The sequence below is a fragment of the Sphingobacterium chungjuense genome (assembly GCF_011316935.1).
Lineage (GTDB): Bacteria > Bacteroidota > Bacteroidia > Sphingobacteriales > Sphingobacteriaceae > Sphingobacterium > Sphingobacterium chungjuense.
Map to the genome: position 1 here is coordinate 115150 of NZ_WLYS01000004.1, position 20446 is coordinate 135595.

Annotated in this window: 14 protein-coding genes; 7 read left to right on the plus strand and 7 right to left on the minus strand. The window is 43.5% G+C overall.

The annotated features are described in order from the left end of the window. Positions 1-44: 44 nt before the first annotated feature. Complete coding sequence (locus tag GKO22_RS11230) at positions 45-620, plus strand: RNA polymerase sigma factor (protein ID WP_166335087.1); 576 nt, start codon at positions 45-47, stop codon at positions 618-620. After that, positions 613-1860 (plus strand): hypothetical protein, encoded by a 1248-nt coding sequence (locus GKO22_RS11235; protein WP_166335089.1) that lies wholly within the window; start codon positions 613-615, stop codon positions 1858-1860. The genes GKO22_RS11230 and GKO22_RS11235 overlap by 8 nt, the downstream gene beginning before the upstream one ends. Before the next feature lie 3 nt (positions 1861-1863). Here GKO22_RS11235 and tsaD read toward each other — a convergent pair whose 3' ends face one another. Next, a complete protein-coding gene (tsaD, locus tag GKO22_RS11240) occupies positions 1864-2868 on the minus strand; it encodes a tRNA (adenosine(37)-N6)-threonylcarbamoyltransferase complex transferase subunit TsaD (RefSeq protein ID WP_166335091.1) in 1005 nt (334 codons plus the stop codon). Between the two features lie 53 nt (positions 2869-2921). Between tsaD and GKO22_RS16800 the strand changes: the two genes are divergently transcribed. Further along, on the plus strand, positions 2922-7322 hold the full coding sequence (locus GKO22_RS16800) for a translocation/assembly module TamB domain-containing protein (protein WP_449441441.1): 4401 nt from the start codon (positions 2922-2924) through the stop codon (positions 7320-7322). A 7-nt stretch (positions 7323-7329) separates the two neighbouring features. Here the strand turns inward: GKO22_RS16800 and GKO22_RS11250 are convergent, their stop codons facing one another. From GKO22_RS11250 to GKO22_RS16805, 3 genes are all read right to left on the minus strand, one after another. Then, on the minus strand, positions 7330-7617 hold the full coding sequence (locus GKO22_RS11250; protein ID WP_166335095.1) for a hypothetical protein: 288 nt from the start codon (positions 7615-7617) through the stop codon (positions 7330-7332). Positions 7618-7637: 20 nt separating this feature from the next. Next, positions 7638-9899, minus strand: a complete 2262-nt coding sequence (locus GKO22_RS11255; RefSeq protein WP_166335097.1) for a Tex family protein — start codon at positions 9897-9899, stop codon at positions 7638-7640. 108 nt (positions 9900-10007) lie between these two features. Continuing rightward, entirely contained in the window at positions 10008-10439 is a 432-nt protein-coding gene (locus tag GKO22_RS16805; RefSeq protein ID WP_166335099.1) for a Sec-independent protein translocase subunit TatA/TatB, read from the minus strand. Positions 10440-10591: 152 nt separating this feature from the next. On the opposite strand from GKO22_RS16805, the gene GKO22_RS11265 reads away from it, so the two are divergent. Next, positions 10592-11974, plus strand: coding sequence for an MATE family efflux transporter (locus GKO22_RS11265; RefSeq protein ID WP_166335101.1), 1383 nt, complete (start codon positions 10592-10594; stop codon positions 11972-11974). A gap of 23 nt (positions 11975-11997) precedes the next feature. Here GKO22_RS11265 and GKO22_RS11270 read toward each other — a convergent pair whose 3' ends face one another. The 3 genes from GKO22_RS11270 to GKO22_RS11280 form a co-directional block, all read right to left on the minus strand. Then, positions 11998-13392, minus strand: coding sequence for a dihydrolipoamide acetyltransferase family protein (locus tag GKO22_RS11270; protein ID WP_166335102.1), 1395 nt, complete (start codon positions 13390-13392; stop codon positions 11998-12000). Positions 13393-13490: 98 nt separating this feature from the next. Beyond that, on the minus strand, positions 13491-14750 hold the full coding sequence (locus GKO22_RS11275; protein WP_166335104.1) for a competence/damage-inducible protein A: 1260 nt from the start codon (positions 14748-14750) through the stop codon (positions 13491-13493). 18 nt (positions 14751-14768) lie between these two features. After that, entirely contained in the window at positions 14769-17405 is a 2637-nt protein-coding gene (locus GKO22_RS11280; RefSeq protein WP_166335105.1) for a putative LPS assembly protein LptD, read from the minus strand. A 183-nt stretch (positions 17406-17588) separates the two neighbouring features. On the opposite strand from GKO22_RS11280, the gene GKO22_RS11285 reads away from it, so the two are divergent. The 3 genes from GKO22_RS11285 (at position 17589) to GKO22_RS11295 (ending at position 20382) form a co-directional block, all read left to right on the plus strand. Next, complete coding sequence (locus tag GKO22_RS11285) at positions 17589-18470, plus strand: N-acetylmuramoyl-L-alanine amidase family protein (RefSeq protein WP_240920274.1); 882 nt, start codon at positions 17589-17591, stop codon at positions 18468-18470. A gap of 139 nt (positions 18471-18609) precedes the next feature. Beyond that, on the plus strand, positions 18610-19362 hold the full coding sequence (locus tag GKO22_RS11290) for an N-acetylmuramoyl-L-alanine amidase family protein (protein WP_240920275.1): 753 nt from the start codon (positions 18610-18612) through the stop codon (positions 19360-19362). A 72-nt stretch (positions 19363-19434) separates the two neighbouring features. Next, a complete protein-coding gene (locus tag GKO22_RS11295; protein ID WP_166335108.1) occupies positions 19435-20382 on the plus strand; it encodes an MlaD family protein in 948 nt (315 codons plus the stop codon). Positions 20383-20446 lie beyond the last annotated feature (64 nt).

Here is a 20446-nt window from a genome sequence, read left to right on the forward strand (position 1 = left end):
TGTATTTCCATAACTGGATAAAAAAAATTATTTTGTGAAACAGAATGGAGCAATTCAAATCTTCCAAGAGCGATGGCAAATCCGACGAATTATTGCTTTCACAATATAATGAAAGCAAAGATTTGGGCTTGTTGGGCGATGTATATCAACGTCATACAGAAATGATCTACTACGTGTGCTTCCGGTATTTTAAGGATAGTGAGCGCAGTAAAGATGCCGTGATGCAAATTTTTGAAGAACTCATCCTCAAAGTGGATCGGCAGGAGATCAAGAATTTTCAAAAGTGGATTTATGTAGTCGCGAAGAATCATTGTTTGATGGCGCTACGCGCAGATAAAAGCCAAAAGGTCGATTTTTCGGAAAGTTTTGTGGAATTTTCCGTTGCTCCGCATCTGGAAGAAGATTATGCGACAAAGGAAGATCGCCTACAAGCTATGGAACGCTGTATAGAAAAGTTGCCTGAGAAACAAAAAATCGCAATACAGCTCTTTTTCTTACAGGAAAGGTGTTACAAAGATATCACAACCCTGACCGGATACAGCATGGACGGCGTGAAGAGCTACATACAAAACGGCAAGCGGAATTTGAAGCAGTGTATAGAAAAGGAACAGGATGTATAATAGGCCAGATATAGCACAGTTACGTCGTTACGTTCGAGGCGAATTATCGCCTCAGCAGATGCATGAAATAGAAAGGGCTGCTGAGGCGGATGAATCGCTCATGGACGTGCTGATCGGCATCGAAGCCGAGTATGCGCAAGGCTTAACGCATGACGTGATACCTGAATTGCAGCAACGAATTCAGCGACGAAGCCATGTACCATCAGGCCGCACATCTTCGTACATATATCGCTGGATTGGGCTGGCCGCTTCTTTGTTGGTCGTACTTGGTATTGGGATCTATATTTTTATGCAACCAGAAAGTGTAGAGCAACAAATCGCGCAACACATTCCGATAAGCGAGCCTTCTGAGACCATACCCGACACCACTTCATCTGACGATAATACAACCATGGATCTTGAGGAAGCTTTACCGACAAAAGATCATGAAAAAAAACTAGCTTATAGCAATGTGGAGGCATCCGCTTCCAATCGTCTCAAGAATTCAGATGCAGCTCGACAAGCCGCGCTGGATACCATTCCTATTCAGATCATCCCTTCCAACGCGGAAGAGTTAGTCTCGATGAGCTTACGTGATGAGCACACCACCTTGGCTTCGCGCAACAGCGCCACAACAACACAAGATAGAATAAGTATGCTATCGGCACGCGCAGGACGACCCATGAGGCAATCCAACGATTTACAATCTGTATCTTTACAAGATGTAAAATCGATCACAACAGGGATCATTATTGATCATCAAACGCAAAAACCTATTGCGGGAGCACTGATAAGAGATCAGGAAATGAATACCTTGGCCAAGACCGATTCTACCGGAAGGTTCATTGTGGGCTCGACAAACGAAAAACCTGTTTTAACGATCCAATCGGCTGGTTTTGAAACAGCGGATCATGTAGCAGAAGGCGCGATGCGTATCGCGCTGAAACGTGCACCAAATGGAGCAGCGACAGAACCTAGAATTATGCGTAATGTCTCGGCAAAGCGCCTAAAAAGCCGCCCAGCAATAGGACTGCAAGCTTACCGACTCTACGTCAACAATTTAGCTAAAACAAGCGCGCTTGGTGCTGGTGAAGTAACGTTGCTATTCGCCATTAATGCACAAGGCAGACCGATTGGCATTAGCATAAAAAAGAGTGGTGGCAAAAAGCGTGATAAAGAAGCTATCCAGATCCTTGAAAATGGCCCAAACTGGATAAAGGGAACTGAAGACGAGCTGGCCGAGTGGACCATCCAATTCTAAACCTTAGCCTACCGCCAATCGTGCCAAAGGCGTAATTTCCTGCCCGACAAATTCGCCTTTCAGAAATTTCTGATAGCCAGCAATAGCAATCATGGCCGCGTTGTCGGTACAATATTCGAATTTAGGGATAAAAACATCTGCTCCTAGCTGTTCGCCTAATGCTAATAATTGTGTACGCAATCCCGAATTGGCAGAAACGCCACCAGCAATCGCAATCTGTCTGACGCCAGTCTGCTTCACCGCCTTCTTGAGCTTATTTAATAAGATGGAAACGATGCGATCTTGCACACTGGCGCAAAGATCGGCCATGCGCGTATTTAAAAAATGGGGATCTTCGCGCATTTCGCGTTGCACAAGATATAAGATCGCCGTTTTTAGCCCCGAAAAGCTAAAATCCAATCCAGCGATTTGCGGCTCTGGAAGTGCAAATGCACGCGGATTACCATCAGCCGCATGTTTATCAATCAATGGGCCTCCCGGATAAGGTAAACCTAAAATCTTCGCAGTTTTGTCAAACGCTTCACCGGCGGCATCGTCCAAGGTTTCTCCGATTAGCTCCATCTCAAAATAATCTTTGACCAGCACAATCTGTGTATGCCCGCCAGAAACGGTAAGGCACAAAAAAGGAAACTGTGGCTGCGGATCTTCAATAAAATGTGCTAAGATATGCGCTTGCATATGGTTGATATCCAATAGTGGAATATTGCGCGCTAAAGCAAAGGATTTAGCGAATGATGTACCCACTAATAAGGAACCTAATAATCCTGGACCACGTGTAAATGCCACCGCATGGATATCTTCTTTCGATATCTTTGCTTGCTTTATGGCTTCGTCTACCGTTGGGATAATGTTCTGCTGATGCGCCCTAGAAGCGGCTTCAGGAATAACCCCGCCATACTTCGCGTGCACGAGTTGGTTCGCAATAATATTTGACTTAATTTTGCCATCTATACAGATAGATGCAGAAGTCTCGTCGCAGGAAGATTCTATACCAAGGATGACAGTCATAGCAGGAGTCGCACTTATTATTTTGTAAAATTATCAAAAAAATAATTAAAATAATCGCCTATGTCCTGGTCACTATCGTGGTGAGTGTCGGGATATTTGCCTTATCGCTCCAATTCCCATCTGTACAAACCTACGTTGCCAAGAAAGCGGCTCGGTATCTTTCCAAAGAATTGAATGCCAACGTATCGCTATCGGCCATCTATTTCAAACCTTTTTCGGCACTCATATTACATGATTTTACACTGGATGATCCGGCCGGTAACCGCATTGGCGCTAGCAAGCGGCTTTTTGTAGGTCTTTCTTTATCTGGTCTTGCGCAGAATAAAATAGACATCCAAGACATTCGGCTTACCGAAGCTTACGTAAATTACACCTTATATAAGGACAGCTCCAACTTCGACTTTTTGATCGAGTACTTCGCACCGAAGAAAAAAACAGGAAAAAAGCCTAAAAAGAGTCTGGAACTCACATTAGGACGTGTAGAATTGGCGGATTGCCACTTTCAATTCACTGATGCAACCAAAAAGCATCACCAGAAAGGCATTGATTTCACCAATATGGAGCTCACAGAATTTTCGGGTGTTTTCGACAATATCTCTCTCGATACGGCGGCAAGACATGCGGACATCAAACAACTGAGCTTTCGGGAAAAATCCGGCTTTCATCTCCAAGAATTGAGCGCTTCTGCCAGGTTAGAGCCTCGAGCGATGATCTTCGAGGATCTGAGGCTCATCACCAACCGCTCTGTACTCACGAATTTCTTGCGATTTGATTATGAGAAGCTGGGCGATTTTGAAGATTTTTTAGATAAGGTGAAGATAACCGCGCGCATCGAGAATGCAACGGTGGATTCGAAAGACATTGAATTTTTCGCACCAGATATGCGTTTTGTTCAATTTCGCACAGCAATAAAATCGGCATCGCTTGACGGCCCCATCGCTGCTATGCAAGCTCGGAATGTCTCGCTAAGCACAAAAAGAAACACCTCGCTAAAAGGCGAATTTAGGGTGACTGGCCTACCCTACATCGAACGCACCATCTTTGACTTCTCACAGATTTCTTTACAATCGCAGGCAGAAGATATTAACGAATTAGTACGCGAATTATCCAACGATCCAAAGTTTGCTCTTCCTGATCAATTGAGCCAGTTAGGCACACTTGCTTTTAATGGTAGTTTTAAGGGTTTGTACGATGATTTTGCAGTAGATGGAAAGTTCAAAACCGACATCGGTGAGATGCAGACCAAGACATCCATTGCCATTGGCCCTGAATTAGTGTATAGCGGACGCGTCACTTCATCTTCTTTTGATATTGGCGCACTCACCCATAGTGATCTACTTGGAAAATCGGGAATGCAGCTCGACTTTAAGGGGCGCAACACGGATTTGGCTAAGTTGGATATCACCGTGGATGGAAGCCTTCAGCAATTTGAATTGCAAAAATATGCGCTACAAGAAATGCATTTTCAAGCGAGCTTGCAAAACGAGCTTTTGCAACTAAATGGGCAAGTAAATGACATGGAAGCGGCGTTGGATTATGATGCGGCCATTGATTTCTCACAACAAGTACCAAATTACAAACTCACTTCACACATTGATCGACTCAATCTATCTGCACTTCATCTCATACAAAAAGACAGTGTGATCGTAGAAAATACCGATGTAGAAGCCGACTTCGTGGGGAACGACATCAATAACCTGTCGGGTTATCTTGCGTCGCAAGATATCAACTTGCAGACCTTAGCCGGTGTGTTTGAAATTAAAGACTTCCGATTTGAATCATCGGGCGATCAGATCAACCGACAGCTTAGCCTGCAATCCAACGTGTTGGATGCAGAGATGACCGGCACGATCGATCTCAATACGATTGAAGCCTATTTTCAATCATTAGCTGTACAATATGCCCCCGCAATAGGTTTGGCAAAAAAGCCTTTCAACGATCAGAATTTCGACTTGAAGGTCGCGGTAAAATCATTTGAACCCGTATCTGCTTTCTTGGATGTACCATTGCAATTTGATGGAGGCGCTAGCTTGGAAGCCAATTTTTCGTCGGATAATTACATTGGTAACTTTGTATTTGCTAGTCCACAGGTATCGTATAATAATATCAAACTGAGCAATCTGCGCGTAGAAGAACATACCGACGCAAAGAACTTCTCGCTTCGGCTATTAGCAGATCGCTTTTCTATTTCTGACAGCATATTCGTGAACAAAGTAGCTATTGAAAATATCCTCACCAACGATAGCCTGACCTTTGCGATTCATGCCGCAGAAGATCAGGCGTCTGATCGACTAAGACTGCACGGACATATCCATTTTGAGCACAGCAAGCCCGCTTATATACACTTCAATGAATCGACCATTGTACTCAACAACGAGCCTTGGGAGATTCAGTCCGACACAGAAATTCGGGTGTCAAAAGGCAAGTTGTACTTCGAAAAATTCCGGTTTGCGCAAAACAATGAAAATGTAGAATTCAATGGTATTTTGTCTAATGAAGAAGACGATCTGCGCATTAGTTTCAACCGCTTCGGGTTGAAATCCCTAGAAGCAATCACGAATCCATTAGGCGTGCATCTTCGTGGTGAGCTCAATGGAGAAGTGACTATTACGTCTGTATTGCAGTCACCTCGCTTCCGCGCGAGCATCACCACAACACCGATCGTGTACAATACCATCCCGATTGGACAATTGAACTTTGATGCCAACTTCAACCCTAGCACTAAACTGGTCGACGTAAAGATCAATTTGTTAGATGCGCTGCGCCGCGGTTTCCAATTAGAAGGAACCTATGATTTGGCCGATACCGAAAATGCTTTGCAATTGCGCGGGGAAATCCGCGAGATAGAATTGGTATTATTTCAACCATTCTTAAAAGAGTTGGTCAGTGATCTGGATGGGAAAAGCAGTGCCGACATACGCATTGGTGGCACATTTGCCGCGCCAAAAATTTCTGGAACCGCAGAGATTCAGCAAGCGAGCTTTACAGTGATGTACCTCAACACACCCTATCACCTGGCGCAACAATCACTCATGGTGGAGAATAATGTGGTGCAATTCGATAATCTGCGCTTATTCGATGCGCAGCGTCATGAAGCTGCAGCATCGGGCTATTTGGATCTGAATCAACTGAGTGATCCTGATATTCAGGTGGAAGCGCGTGCCAACAATTTTCATGTTTTGAATACCACGTACAAGGAAAATAACCTGTATTATGGTACGGCTTACGCGACGGGTATTTTCAAATTTGCAGGCAGAACATCGAATCTCAACATCGACATCACCGCATCATCTAATCCCAACACGGTGATGACTATTCCGCTGGATGCGGCCATGACCATCTCCGACAGTGACTTTATCTACATGGTAGAGGCAGATGACAAGAAGAAAAACGTACCAAAGAATCAGTACTTCTTCCAAGGTTTGACGATGAATATGGATCTAAAAATCACGCCCGATGCAGAGGTCAATTTGCAAACCGATATTGGCTCACTACGGGGTACGGGCGACGGGGAAGTGCTTCTAAAAATATCGAGCAGAGGTGATTTTGAGATGTTTGGTGATTACAGTGTCAATTCGGGTAAGTTCCATTTTGTGGCACAGGATTTTATCAACAAATATTTTGACATAAAGCAAGGTGGCACGATTCGTTGGACAGGCGATCCGGCACAAGCGCAATTAGATATCACGGCGCTGTATCAGCAGCGTACTTCCTTAGGTGCGTTGTACGATGCTGCCGGACGTGAACGTAATGAGGAACGTGTATTGGCGCAAGCTGATATGATTATTCGAGGCACGTTGACCAGTCCAGACATCACATTTGACTTGAGCTTTCCGCTTACACCTTACGTGAAGGATGAGTTGCAGGCTTATTTTAGTGATGCCAATAATATCAATCAGCAAGCATTGAGCTTGATTGTGCGGCGCAGCTTTACCGCGACAAGCACGAGCAATGAATTTGGACGCGAGGTGAACAATACACTACTTTCGGCAGGAACCGAATTTGCATTCAACCAATTGAATGCGATTATTTCACAGTCGTTGAACGTGAATTTCCTAGATCTGAATATTCGCTCTTTCAACGATGCTTCTGCTTCGCTCCGTTTATTTGATGACCGGCTGATATTAACGGGTGGTGTAAGCGACCGACGAAATCTGCAAACGACCGACTTAGCACTATTTTCGGCACGAGTAGCCACTGATGCAGAATTAACTTATCGTATTCGACGTGATGGCAGTTTGATGTTTAGAGCGTACAACCGATTAAATACGCGAAATATCTTATTCACCCCGACGGACGATTATATCAATGCGGTAGGATTGGTTTATCGAAAAGAATTCAACACCTTTCACCAGTTCTTTAAGCAATTATGGACTTTCAAAAAGAAAGAGGATGAGACGATTGATCTAACCGTTCCACGCGACACGACAGCCACACCGGTGACTTCCAATTAAATCTATTCTACAAGAAAGACATCACCAGTTCTTCCCATTCTTGCTCCACAGATCCTACATAAGATGGTTTCTTTGCTCGATTGTACCAATAATCCGCATTCCATTGGTCGCCTTCTACCCGATGTAAATAAGCATGTACATGCGCAGATTCGCGATCGATAAGCTGATCTACAAGATCATGAGCCGTGCGCCAGTCGCCCTTGCCATCGTACCAAAGTGCTTTTAATGGCGCCGACCAAATCGTCGGTGGCGCACTTTGAGCTAAGCTATGTTTGAATTCGGTTAATGTTTTCATAGTTAGATAGATTGTTGTTACTATTTGAATTTGCTAGCAAGCTGCGCCAGTTTCGCCGCCATATCACCGCCATTTGCATCTTGCTTTTTGTTATTATCTGATCTTTTTTCGCGTTTCTCTGGTTGGCGCTCTGGGCGATCTTGCCGCTTGCGGAGTTGCGTTTCACCACTTTTCATGGATAGGCTTATGCGATTGCGCTGCTCGTCTACCTCAATCACGGTCACTTCTACTTTTTGCTGCACCTTCACCACCTCGCGTGGATCTTGCACATAGCGATCTGCTAACTGACTAAGATGTACCATGCCATCTTGATGTACGCCAATATCTACAAATGCACCAAAATTGGTAATGTTGGTCACGATTCCCGGAAGTCGCATGCCCACGCGCAGATCTTTCACGCTGTTGACACCATCGGTAAAAGAAAATTGCTCAAACTGATCGCGCGGATCTAATCCCGGTTTTGCCAATTCGGCCAAAATATCGTGCAATGTTGGCAATCCCACTTCTTCCGATACGTAGCGTTTCGGATCGATTTGTTGCCGCAATTGCTCATCGCGCAATAAATCTTGCACGGTAGCTTTTAAATCTTTTGCCATCGATTCGACAAGCGCGTAACGCTCCGGGTGAACAGCCGAAGCATCCAAGGGATGTTTTGCATCGCGAATCCGTAAAAAGGCGGCAGATTGCTCGTAAGCTTTTGCGCCCAATCGAGGTACTTTCTTCAATTCTTTTCGTGAAGAAAATGGTCCATTTTCTTGCCGATAATTCACAATTTGCTGTGCCAATCCTGGCCCTAAACCAGATACATAAGCCAAGATTTGTTTCGAAGCGGTATTTAGCTCCACTCCCACCGCGTTCACACAAGAAACCACCGTATCGTCTAATGCACCTTGCAATTTATTTTGATCTACGTCGTGCTGATATTGTCCTACGCCAATAGATTTTGGATCAATTTTCACCAGCTCAGCGAGTGGATCCATTAGCCTCCGGCCAATAGAAACTGCACCACGTACGGTAATATCTTGATCGGGAAACTCATCGCGTGCTACTTCGGAGGCTGAATAAATGGATGCACCACTTTCGTTCACCATCACAATTGGAATCGTAAGCGAAAGCTTACGAACAAATGCTTCTGTTTCTCGCCCAGCCGTACCATTGCCAATGGCTATCGCTCCTACATCGTATTTAGAAACCAAATGCTTGATTGTCTTTTGCGCTTCGGCTTCGCCACCTGCGCCGTTGTGTGGGAAGATGGCGGTATTTCCTAAAAGACTGCCCTGCGCATTGAGCACAACAGTTTTACATCCTGTGCGAAACCCGGGATCGATAGCGAGCAATGAAACCGCTCCTAAAGGAGCAGCCAAAAGCAATTGGCGGACATTCTCTGCAAAAACCTTAATTGCTTCTTCATCTGCTTTTTGCCTAGTCAGTACGCGCATCTCCGTTTCCATGGAAGGTTTCAGCAAGCGCTTGTAGCTATCTTGCACGGCCAACTGAAGCTGAGCAGCTACTTCGCCAACAGATCTAATGTATCGTTTTTCGATCTGTGGTAACACATCCACTTCTTCTACAGCAATATCTAAGTTGAGCAGTTCTTCTTTCTCTCCACGACGCATAGCTAAGACACGATGCGAAGGTGCGTCCTTGATGAATTCGGACCATTCAAAATAATCTCTAAATTTCTGCGCACTCGCTTCTTTGCCTGCAACGACTCGACATACAAATTTCCCTTTTTTCTCCAGCACACGACGTACGGTATTGCGTACCTCGGCATCTTCATTGATAATCTCTGCGACGATGTCACGAGCACCAGCTAATGCTTGTTCAACCGATTCCACTCCTTTGTCGGCATCTACAAAAGCTTCTGCTTTGGGCTGTAGTTGACGAATATCCTGCGCTAATAATAGCTCAGCTAATGGTAACAAACCTTTTTCTCTAGCGATTGAAGCACGTGTTTTGCGCTTGGGTTTGTATGGCAGGTAAATATCTTCTAAAGCCGACATCGTTGCTACCGCTCGAATCTGCAATTCAAGCTCTGCGGTTAGCTTTCCCTGTTCGGTGATCGACTTTAGTACCGCTTCTTTCCGCTTATCTAGATCACGCAATTGTTGTATGCGATCGCGGATCGCAGCTACTTGCACTTCGTCTAGACTGCCTGTCATTTCCTTGCGGTATCTGGCTATAAAGGGAATTGTAGCTCCTTCATCCAACAGCTGGATGGTGGTTTGCACTTGCTTTGTATGGATATTCAGCTCTTTCGCTATACTATTTTCGGAAGACATCGTAATGAGTAGGTATTTTGTTTAGCAAAAAATCCGATTAAGACAGAGCAACGCTCGGCCAGTAACCGGATAATTTCTTTATAATATTGTTAAAAAAAGGGCGTATTTCTAGGCTTCTTTAGTAGCCGAAGTTTCACTATCATCTGTAGACGGCGTTGCCAATGGCACATCTGCTACCGTATTATTCGGATTATGTTGATGTGTTCCGGCAGGTGTTGTGAACTGAGGGACGGTTGATGTTGGTTTCGGTTCTTCTGCATGGGCACGCATTTGCTCAGACATCGATGCTGCTGTTGGAGCTGCTGTAGCCACTGGACTTTTTTTAGGTTCTTCTACTTCCACATCAAGGTCTTTCTCAAAACTATTGATCTGATCGGATAATTCTCGTTTGATGCCGTCAGACGCATCTTTGAATTCGCGAATTCCTCTTCCCAAACCACGCGCCAATTCTGGCAATTTCTTTCCTCCAAACAGAAAAAGGATAACAATGATGATTAACATCATTTCCTGTGTTCCGATATTTAAAAACGCTAAATTCATGTCTTTGATATCAATTATTAATACTGCTAATGTACATAAAAGTTCAGAATTAAGCAGACAAATCCATGTAAAGATCTTGTAGGCATCGGGTGTGCAAAAGATAATACGTGGATTTCCGCGCTTCTATTTACCTTTGGCCATATTTGTTTCACATGTTCGCTTCCATACGAAAAGATAAGGCTTTTTACATTAGTACGATGGCGCTTGCAGCACCGATCGTTGTATCCCAATTGGGGCATACCATGGTACATACTGCCGATACAATCATTGTCGGACAATTCGCAGGTCGCATACCTTTAGCGGCCGTTTCGCTCGTGCATGCCGTATTCATGGTTGTGCTAGTTATTGGTTTGGGTATTGCGTACGGTATTACACCGCTCATCGCACAGTATAATGGTAAATCCGATTTTAAAGAATGTGCGAAATTGCTCTCCAACAGCATTTGGCTGAATGTAGTGACGGGCATCCTCCTTTTTTGTGCTGTGTATTGGGGATCGATGTATGCGATGGAACATACGGATCAAGATCCCTTGGTGGTAGAGGCTGCTAAACCGTACCTTTTTATTTTAGGACTTTCCATTTTGCCATTGATGATCTTTAATGCATTCAAGCAATTTACCGAAGGTTTGGGGTTTACGAAGCAGGCGATGAATATCACGATTTGGGGCAATGTGCTGAATATCCTGATTGCCTTGGTACTGGTAAGGGGTATGTTTGGTTTTCCAGAAATGGGTATTCGTGGCGTTGGTATTGCGACGCTGATAGATCGTATCTTAATGATGTTGGTCATGGCGGCGTATGTATTACGATCGAAGAACTTTAAACGTTATATGGTGGATTTCTCCATCCGCTTTATAGATCGTACACGCATCAATAGTATTTTTAAAATTGGAGCGCCCGTGGCGATGCAATATGTATTTGAAATCGGTGCTTTTGCTACTGCCGCGTTGATTGCCGGAAAAATAGGCGCATTAGAACAAGCAGCACACCAAGTAGCAATCACCTTGGCGGCGATGACTTATATGATGGCGAGCGGATTGGCTTCGGCGGCCACGATCAAGACTGGAAACAGCTTTGGAACGGGCAACTTCCAGCGTTTACAGAAGTTTGCGATGGTTTCATATCGTCTTGTGCTGGTGTTTATGATCTTCTGGGCAATAATTTTTGCCCTCTTCAATCAATATTTGCCCCTTGTGATTACACAGGATAGGGAAGTCATTGTTATTGCCGCTAGTTTACTGATTATTGCAGGCATGTTCCAATTGTTTGATGGAACGCAAGTAGTAGGATTAGGTGTTTTACGTGGTATGGGTGATGTCAACGTGCCAACGGCCATTACCTTTGTCGCGTACTGGATTGTTGGCGTACCTAGTGCTTATGTGATGGGATTGGTATTGGAATGGGGAATACAAGGAATTTGGTACGGACTGACGCTGGGTTTACTAACATCCACCGCGCTATTATATTGGCGATACAAAACGATTATTGCTCGTAAAATAAAAAGCACGGTACGTTCGCAAACGCACCGTGCTTAATATATTCTTTTTGTTGGGTCGTACTATACCGTACGATCCAAATCCCAATTTTCTAAATAGTCTGCCACCCGTTTGATAAATGTACCTCCTAATGCGCCATCGATTACGCGGTGATCGTACGACATCGTGATGTACATGAAGTGACGAATACCGATCAAATCTCCGGCTGGAGTTTCGATAACGGCTGGTTTCTTTTTGATCGTGCCTACGGCTAAGATCGCCGCCTGCGGTTGGTTGATAATGGGCATACCGAAAATGTTGCCAAAAGCGCCAATATTCGTAAACGTAAATGTGCCACCTTGGGTGTCATCTGGTTTCAATTTATTATCCCGTGCTCTCTGCGCTAAGTCATTCACCGCATGACTAATACCGAGTAGGCTCAATTGATCCGCATCTTTGATCACTGGTACAATCAAGTTTCCATTCGGCAAAGCCGTGGCCATCCCGATATTAATATGTTTACGGCGAATGATATTATACCCATCGACAGAAACATTAATCATCGGAAAATCCTTAAGCGCCTTAGAAATGGCTTCTATAATGAGTGGCGTAAACGTAATATTCTCGCCCTCACGCTTTTTGAACCCATCTTTCACACGGTTTCTCCAATTTACAAGATTGGTTACATCTGCTTCTACTGCTGAGAATACATGTGGAGATGTATGTACACTACTCACCATATGATCAGCAATTAAGCGACGCATGCGATCCATTTCAATAATCTCATCGCCATCGCCTTTGGCCACTACCACCGGTTTGGCTGCAGATTTTGGTCGCTCCACTACTGCAGACTGATTTTGCTCGTTGTGCGTTTTATGATTGTTTGAATCTTCCTTTGATTTATCCTGCAACTTCGGATCAGCGTCCTTTTGGGAAAGATATTTGAGTACATCATCTTTGGTGACACGCCCTTCGGCTCCGCTGCCAGATACTTGATCCAGTTCAGCAAAAGAAATTCCTTCTTCTTGTGCAATGCTGCGAACTAATGGCGAGTAAAAACGATGTGAGCTTTCTGCGGCATGCTGTGTTACTTCTTCTGTTGGCGTCGAAGTATGTTGCACATCTTGAGGCGATTCTATACTTGTTAAACCCGGTACGTCTTTGATATCCACCGGAATATCGTCTTCTTGATTGGCCACGTGGTTATCGGTATCCTGCTCATCCGATTCTTCTTGCGCATCGGTTTGGATGATAGCAATCACCTCACCCACCTGCACCACATCACCATTCTCAAAAAAACGTTCTTTCAGCACTCCTTGTACAGGCGATGGAACATCAGAATCCACCTTGTCTGTAGCCACTTCCAATACAGAATCATCTTCCTGAATAAGATCTCCAATTTCTCTCAGCCAGTTGGTTACGGTTGCTTCCGTAACACTTTCACCCATTTTTGGAAGAGTAAGTTTATGCAATGCCATGATATACTTTTTTGAAGTGATTTACGAATATAGTCAATCTCGCTAAAACGAACAGTAATTCAAAATATAATAATTACAAATCCCGTAAAAACAAAATTTTATTCTATTTCAATCAATTTGCGCAACTGTTGCCACAATAGGAGAAAACACTGTATGGTTGTGCGTTCAATATTGATGTTGCGATCATTCTGGAAGTGAAACAACCGCGTATGCACGTTCGTTTTGGTAGCTAACGCAATCCATATAGTGCCTACTGGTGTACCCTCTGTACCGCCATCCGGTCCAGCAAATCCACTTGTCGCTAGGGCAAAATCTACGTCAAATTTCGTCCGTGCACCAGCAGCCATCGCACTTACGACTTGCTCACTCACAGCACCATACGTTTCTAAATATTGTTCACTAACGTCCAGTAAATTGCTTTTGATTTCGTTGGTATACGATACAATGGATCCTTTAAATACATTGCCGGCTCCCGGTATCGCTGTGATGCGACTGGCAATTGTACCGCCAGTACAACTTTCGGCTGTCGCCAATGTATATCCGTTGGAGTGCATAAGTGGTAAAATCGCCCCTTCCAAATCTACATCGCCAAAAGTGACAAAGTGCTCATGCACTCGTTCTTTAATCCGATTGGCGTATCCTTCCATTTCAGCGCGCAGTGCGTCGGCATCTTGGCTCACGCCAGTCAGCCGAAGCCTCACAATACCCAACTTCGGCAAATACGCCATTCGGATATAGTCGGGCATTTCTGCTTCGATATCTTGTATGGATTCCGCTAAGTGTGATTCACCTATTCCAGCAGTCAAGATATAGACATTCACGATGTTTCCTTGATTTGCTGCATTAGCAAGTTTTGGTAGCACATGCTGAGACATGATGTGTTTCATTTCGTATGGTACTCCGGGCATAAACGCAAAAGATTTGCCTTCATGCGTGTACCATAAACCAGGCGCTGTACCCAATTCATTGAACAATACTTCACCATCTTCAAATACATCTGCTTGCATTTCGTTGATCGCTGGCATAGCCCGTTTGCGCTGCGCGAATATGTTCTCCACATGTGCTAATACGTGCTGATCACGAACCAGATTTGTACCAAAGTAGGTAGCAGCCGTACGTTTAGTAATATCATCTTTGGTGGGACCCAAACCGCCCGTTACCAAAATAATATCTGCGCGTTGTTTAGCGGCGTCGAATGCCGCAACAATAGCATCTTCGCGATCGGCAATGGTAGTGATATGCACGACAGCAAGGTTTAAGAGCAGTAATTGTTGCGCGATCCAAGCGGAATTGGAGTCTACAATCTGACCTTGTAAAATTTCGTCGCCTATCGTAATAATTTCTATCTTCGTCGGCATAACATGGAAGTTTAACTGTTAAAACACGTAATGACTCTGTCGCTTCATGAGCTTCAAGTCTTGCAAGATAGCGGCTTTTGCTCGGATAGTTATATTATAACTCTGGAATTGCCCGATAGGAACCCAAGCGAAGGACATTTCCCAACAGTGCAGATCTCGATAGATACTAAACTGTGGTATAACCACCTGCATCTGTCCAAAATCATAGCCACCATTAAATTGAACTTTCCATTTAGGTGTTACATTAAAATCGCCATGCAATTGTACGGTACTCGTGATGTTGCTACCCATACGCATTTCTTCCGTATTAAACACACTCGCATAGTTGAAACTGAAGGAACCGGAGAGATTCCAGGGAATATTAAAGTCAACAAACGCATTGGGATCGCGACTTACACGCGCGAGTGCATCAGCTTGCTGCTGAGTCATTCCGGGCATGCTGTTGCGCAATGAATCAATATTGTCATTTCGGTTTTGCGAAGCATCTGGATTAAAGCTATAATCAAATGACAAACCAAAGTTGGTTAAACGTGCCAAGCTTCCCTCGCGCAGCATAAAACGATTAATACGTGTGCCTGTTACGCGATCATAGGTATATGGATCAAATGAACCATTGAAATTCAGATTAATTTTTTCATTGAATAATGACGTACGACCAGAGAAACTAATCTGGGAGAGCTTCAAGGAGTCGGCAGCCATATTATAATTTCCACTAAATGTTAGACCTTGCAGAATCTTGATCTTCTTGATACCCGATCCCGTTGTATCTCGATCGGACCGCACTTTTGCTTCAATATTATTATCTACGGAGAAGCCAATACCCATAGATCTTCCAGCTGCTGGACCGCCAAATATCGCTCCCTCGAATATGGAGTATTGTGCAGCTTGGCCTTGAGGATTAATATAATCCCGATAATATCCGTAGCTCGGATCGCTAAAATCTGGTCTGTAATTCAGATTTATCGAAGGTGTAACGACATGTCTGATCGCTTCGATCTTCCCAATCTTTGGGTACTGACCGTATACTTTGGTAGATAGACCCGTTGAAACAGAGTAATCGTATGCACGACGAAAGCCTGATACCGTATCGCGCATATCACGGAAACCGATCTGATCATTCTCTCTATAATTACGAATGCTTTGTAGATACCATCTTTCCGTATAATTCACCGAGCTGTTGAACTGGAAATACTTCATAACCTGCAAAGAAAGTGCAATCGGAATGGTATGCTGCATACCATTGGTGAAATCACCTAAAGTTTCTTTGCGAAACAATAAGGAATCGGCAGTCTCTAGCTTATTGGTACCCTGCAAGCTATATCCTACCGTGATTCTTTCATACCATTTTGGTTGACCCACACCATCACCAAATTTGAAGGGATTAAAGGTCGAAACGTTCAAGCTGAATGTCGGTAATTCCAAATCTAATCGCCCTGTCGCAATATCTTGTCGATGACTAGCAGAGGAAGTAAAATTCACCTTACCGTCCGCAAACACACGACCATAACTGATGTTGGACGACATATTATTCTGCGTTAATTGCTGAAAATTGTTAGTACCGTTTGCGGCCGTATTTCGAAAATATGAACTGGTACCAAAGTTAACGGATGCCGAAAAAGAAGTTCCTGGGTTGGCTTCTTGGCGCTGCGTATGATTCCAAGTAACGTTGAAATCCTGCGCTCGCCTATACCCCTCGGTACCTTCTATACCAGTTGGTGTAGAACCATAACGCAGATTGAAACCACCGTTGAACTTGTAATTAACCACGTATTGCGTACGCATGGAAGCTTCAAAAGCACCTCTAGAGTAAATGTTTGTCCGAAACTCGGTATCCCAATAATCATTAAAGGTCAGATACCAACCCAAATCACGCATAGCAAATCCTCGACTAGCATCTTCACCAAAAGAAGGAAAGAGCATTCCAGACGAAGGTTTATCTTGTTTCGGAAAAAATCCAAAAGGAACTGCGATAAATTTCAACGGTATATTCTGCACGACCAGATAGGAAGGCCCGGCAATGATTTGATTTTTAACAATCAAACCTTTGGAAATCTTGATACCAAAGTGTGTATGTGGTTCGGGCAAATCACAGGTACTATACAAACCATCGAACAACGACATTTCTTCATAAATATTTCGTCGGACGACTCTAGCTTGCACGAAAGCGCCATCGACCTCCGTCATGACACCAAAAGTTTTCGGGATCTGTGTCTTATAATTATAGAAAAGTGAATCTACCGCGATAGGCCCTTCGCCAGGCATAATTACGACCGGTCTTCCGGCATATTTACCGTTATGATCGTTGATTCCGGAGGCAAATAGCACATTCGTATTTCTATCCAATCGGATATAATCTGCCGCCAATTCAAAATCTTGATATTTGACCTTCGCGCCACCGTACAAATGCAATATATTGAGACTTACTTCGTTTACTGAAGAGTCATTCGCCACAATGGTAACCACCGTTTCCAGATCACTTTCGGAGTCTTTCATCACGACCGTGTCTTGACCGGTAACATCCTTAAAATTATTTTGAGTGGTATCCGTTCCGAGGGTATCCACCAACGAAGTATCTCTTAACGGAATAGTATCTCGCACAGGTCTGACATCCTGTGCTTGGGCAAACAGAACATTCGCACACACTAGGATAAGCATACTGAAAAGAGAAGTAAACGCTCTCAAAATAAATTATGAATGTTATGTTTGTATAAAGTTGAAATGTTCTTCGGCAAAAATAGTCAAAAAACCGACATAGTAAATGTTTTTAACATTCTTGGTGAGGTATTTAAAATGCGGTCTTAGGCTCAGAAAAGCACATTTATAAAAACTATGTTACTTATGCGGTTGCTAAAAAATGTTAAATTTTCTCTAGGTTTAATTTTCCTATCTTCTACCATCTTTGTAGGGATGTTTATTGCGCATGCGAATACATCAAATCCCAACGGCAAAGAAGCCAAAGGAGAATCACAGGTAAAACCATTCTCTCTTGTGGTTATTGATCCCGGACACGGCGGCGATAAACCGGGTGCTAGAGGAAGAATATCTGCGGAAAAAGATGTGGTTTTGCAGGTGTCCAAAAAATTAAAAGAATCTATCGAAAAAGAAATGCCCGGTGTGAAGGTGATGCTCACGCGTGATCGCGATATTGACGTTCCTTTCTATGAACGTACCGCTTTGGCTAATAACAATCATGCAGATTTATTTATTTCGATACATTGTAACTCGGCGGATTCTGAGCGTAGGGTAAAAGGACGTAACGGCAAATATAGCACGCAGCTAACTCGACGTCCACATGTACGCGGTACCGAAACATTCGTATGTGGTTACAATCGCCTTGCTCAGCAGGATGTTGCGATTCGTGAAAATGCCGATATTTTATTAGAAGACAACTACAAGGAAAATTACAATGGTTTCGATCCGAATGATCCATCTACTTATATTGTTTTTTCTCTGATGAAACGGAGATATCGTGACCAAAGTATCAAAGTCGCTACGATGATGCAGGAAGAATATGTGCAAGCTGGCCGTGCCAATCGTGGCGTGCAAGAACTTTCACTAGCTGTGTTGGCAACAGCCGGCATGCCAGCTGTACTGACTGAAATTGGGTTTATTAGCAGTCCTGACGAGGAGAATTTTATGCTATCAGACGCTGGTCAGACCGAAATAGTTGGCAACTTAACTACTGCGATTAAGCGGTTTAAAGCAAGTGTGGAACGTTAATTGTTATAGGTCACGCAAATTTGTATTATTTAGTAACAATCATTTAATAAATCATAATATTTTGATGATTCAAAGGAACTCCACAAACAGACCCCATAAAAATCTCAAATTAGTATTTTTCACCTTGTTATCTTTCCTTTTGATAACAGTCTTTGGAAGTTTTAGAGAGCCGAGCACAGGTACTCCTCCACAAAAAATCAAAACTATTGTCTTGGATGCTGGGCACGGCGGGCATGATTCAGGAGCCGTTGGTGCACAATCGCGCGAAAAAGATGTCGCCTTAGAAATCACACTAAAATTGGGTAAAAAGATTGAGCGCGAAATGTCTGGCGTGAAAGTCATTTATACCCGAGCAGACGACAGTTATCCAAAATTGTACGAGCGCCCTGCTTTAGCTAATCAAAATCATGCCGATCTATTTATATCCATCCACTTGAACTCGATAGGTCGGGGATCGAGTCGATCTGCCAAAGGCACAGAGACTTTTGTATTAGGTTTCAACAGTATGGCAAATCAAGATGTGGCCATGCGTGAGAATGCATCCATCTTATTAGAAGATAATTACGAAGAAAATTACGATGGCTTTGATCCAAATGATCCATCTACTTACATTGTCTTTAAGTATCTAAAAAAAATGTATCGTGACCAAAGTATTAAGCTAGCAACTTATATGCAAGCAGAATATGCTCGCTCTGGTCGGGTCAATCGGGGTGTGAAAGAACTTCCTTTGGCGGTATTGAAAACAGCGGGCATGCCTGCGGTATTGACCGAAGTTGGTTTCATTAGCAATTCCGAAGAGGAAAGGTACATGCTATCTTCACAGGGGCAACAAGAAATAGTGGATAATCTCTTCAACGCGATAAATACCTATAGAAAAAATATGGAACGCTAAACTTTTCTTATATTAGAATGTTAACATACTAAAGCATCAAAATCTTACGCTATCATTTAAAGTTTACATATTTTGAAAATTTCAAACGAAACTAAAGTCGGAGCACTTACGGCCATCGCGATTGCATTGCTATTTATTGGCTATAGTTTTCTAAAAGGCAATGATGTATTCACTTCCGAGAACACCTATTATACCGAGTATAATAACGTAGACGGCCTATCTGCATCAAAACCTGTAATGGTGAATGGTTATCAGATTGGCCGAGTTTCTAGCCTAAAATTGCAGGACAATGGAAAGATTCGCGCAGAGTTTAAAATAAAGAACGATTATGCCATACCGTCCAACACGGTTGCACGCATTGTAAGTGCGGATCTATTGGGTAGCAAGGCCATCGTATTCGAATTGGGCAATAGCACCACGATGGCGCGCGATGGAGATCCTCTCCTCTCCGATATCCAAGCCAACTTGATGGAAAAGGTAGAGCCATTGCAACACAAGGTGGAAAATTTGGTGGTAAAACTGGACTCCGTTTTATCTGCTGTGAATACCACATTGGATGACGAGTTTCAGCGTGATTTCAAACAAAGTTTGCGAAGCATATCTGTATCACTGAGCAATGTAGAAAAGATCACCAACGACGTAGAAGGTTTGGTGGGATCGGAACGTATGCGTTTGGCAAAGATCATGATGAACTTAGAGTCTATCACGAACAACTTTAAGAGATATGATGGGCAAATCAATTCTATCCTCAACAACTTGGATACGATGTCTAATAACTTAGCACAGGTTCAAGTGAAAGAGACGGTCGATAATGCCAACAAAGCGATGCAGGAAGTGCACGCCATTACACAAAAAATACAGAATGGTGAAGGTTCTATTGGCTTACTGCTTAACGACGATCAACTGTATAACAATCTGAACAATGCATCCTTGAATCTGGATAACCTGATGAAAGATGTAAAAGAAAATCCAGGACGTTATATTCGTTTGAGTATTTTCGGAAAGAAAGACACGAAGTAAATATCGATTTACTTTCATATCAAAATAATAGGCCAGTGCAGTGCACTGGCCTATTATTTTGATA

What these genes read in the sequence shown, in the direction of transcription:
- GKO22_RS11230 (WP_166335087.1), top strand. Translation starts at nt 45, where the DNA reads ATGGAGCAATTCAAATCTTCCAAGAGCGATGGCAAATCCGACGAATTA.
- GKO22_RS11235 (WP_166335089.1), top strand. Translation starts at nt 613, where the DNA reads ATGTATAATAGGCCAGATATAGCACAGTTACGTCGTTACGTTCGAGGC.
- tsaD (WP_166335091.1), bottom strand. Translation starts at nt 2,868, where the DNA reads ATGACTGTCATCCTTGGTATAGAATCTTCCTGCGACGAGACTTCTGCA.
- GKO22_RS11250 (WP_166335095.1), bottom strand. Translation starts at nt 7,617, where the DNA reads ATGAAAACATTAACCGAATTCAAACATAGCTTAGCTCAAAGTGCGCCA.
- GKO22_RS11255 (WP_166335097.1), bottom strand. Translation starts at nt 9,899, where the DNA reads ATGTCTTCCGAAAATAGTATAGCGAAAGAGCTGAATATCCATACAAAG.
- GKO22_RS16805 (WP_166335099.1), bottom strand. Translation starts at nt 10,439, where the DNA reads ATGAATTTAGCGTTTTTAAATATCGGAACACAGGAAATGATGTTAATC.
- GKO22_RS11265 (WP_166335101.1), top strand. Translation starts at nt 10,592, where the DNA reads ATGTTCGCTTCCATACGAAAAGATAAGGCTTTTTACATTAGTACGATG.
- GKO22_RS11270 (WP_166335102.1), bottom strand. Translation starts at nt 13,392, where the DNA reads ATGGCATTGCATAAACTTACTCTTCCAAAAATGGGTGAAAGTGTTACG.
- GKO22_RS11275 (WP_166335104.1), bottom strand. Translation starts at nt 14,750, where the DNA reads ATGCCGACGAAGATAGAAATTATTACGATAGGCGACGAAATTTTACAA.
- GKO22_RS11280 (WP_166335105.1), bottom strand. Translation starts at nt 17,405, where the DNA reads ATGCTTATCCTAGTGTGTGCGAATGTTCTGTTTGCCCAAGCACAGGAT.
- GKO22_RS11285 (WP_240920274.1), top strand. Translation starts at nt 17,589, where the DNA reads ATGCGGTTGCTAAAAAATGTTAAATTTTCTCTAGGTTTAATTTTCCTA.